Source organism: aff. Roholtiella sp. LEGE 12411, from assembly GCF_015206995.1.
Taxonomy (GTDB): domain Bacteria; phylum Cyanobacteriota; class Cyanobacteriia; order Cyanobacteriales; family Nostocaceae; genus Komarekiella.
Genome location: NZ_JADEXR010000331.1, coordinates 1 through 1,124 on the forward strand (window position 1 = coordinate 1; position 1,124 = coordinate 1,124).

The window sequence follows — 1,124 nt, forward strand, 5'->3', positions numbered from 1 at the left end:
CGTAGGTTGCTGCTAAGGTAAGGCGATCGCCAACGTTCAAATTCAACTGACCTAAAGCAGCATAGTTACCCTCAAATAAACCTGAACCAGGGCTAGGATTATTTGCTTCAGATGCCAAGTAACCAAAGGTTAATGAAGGTTTGAAAGTACCACCGCCACCAAAGGCTAAGTTAAAGCCAACACCAGCACCGCCACCAATTCGATAGATTGGGCTTTCAGAAGCAAAGGTAGACAAAGCACCGTTACCACCGTCAAAATCCTCAAAGTATGGGTTGACAGTAGGAACGTAATCGCTATGAATACCCCCAGTAGCAGCAAGGTACACTTGTGAGTTGCCAATCGGGAAATAATAAGACAACCAGTCTATGAAAGTACTATTGTCAACACTAGGGGACAGGTTAAAGGTTTGAAGACCTTCAGCTGTACCACCTGGTAAAGCTAAGGCATTTGCATTACCAGCAGCAATCCGAGTATGCAGGGTATCTTGACCTGTAAAACTGGATTGAAAATCTAAGCGTACCCTATTTTGAAAGACAGTATTATTGTTGTCGCCGCTGCCAAAGTTGTCAGTAACAGCAAAAATAGCTTCACCAACCAGCTTAGTTGTAGTAGAAAACTGATTTGCTTCCAGTTCAGCAGTACGTACTTCCAGAGAATCGACTCGACCACGCAGAGTTGCCAATTCTGCTGAGAACTCTTCTTGCAAACGTTGAAGAGTTGCCAAATCCTGCTTTGTTACCAAATTCGCAGTTGCTGTTGCAATCAGTTCATTAACCCGATCCAAACAAGCATTCAAACCTGCGGCGAACTCATAACGCGTCAGTGCTCGGTTGCCACGGTATGTACCATTTGGGTATCCTGCAATACAACCATAGCGCTCAACCAGGGATTGCAACGCTTGAAATGCCCAGTCAGTTGGCTGTACATCAGAGAACTGAGAAACTGATGTTACCTGAGACAGTGAATTTTGGTTATTAGCTTCACTGCTGTATTTATTAACTTGTTCTAAAACGTTGCTTTCATCAGTTTGTACTTGAGCAACCAACTGCTGATTAACTTTTAGTTGCTCTGTTTGGATGAATGTAGAAGCTTGAGAAGCTATGGTTGTATTTACTCGACCTACT

At 43.4% G+C, this 1,124-nt stretch carries 1 protein-coding gene; it reads right to left on the reverse strand.

Annotated features, from left to right (window positions below; translation table 11 throughout):
- The coding region (locus tag IQ246_RS29750) for an iron uptake porin (protein WP_194006866.1) at window positions 1–1,078 on the reverse strand (1,078 nt) is incomplete at its 3' end.
- Between the last annotated feature and the right edge of the window lie 46 nt (window positions 1,079–1,124).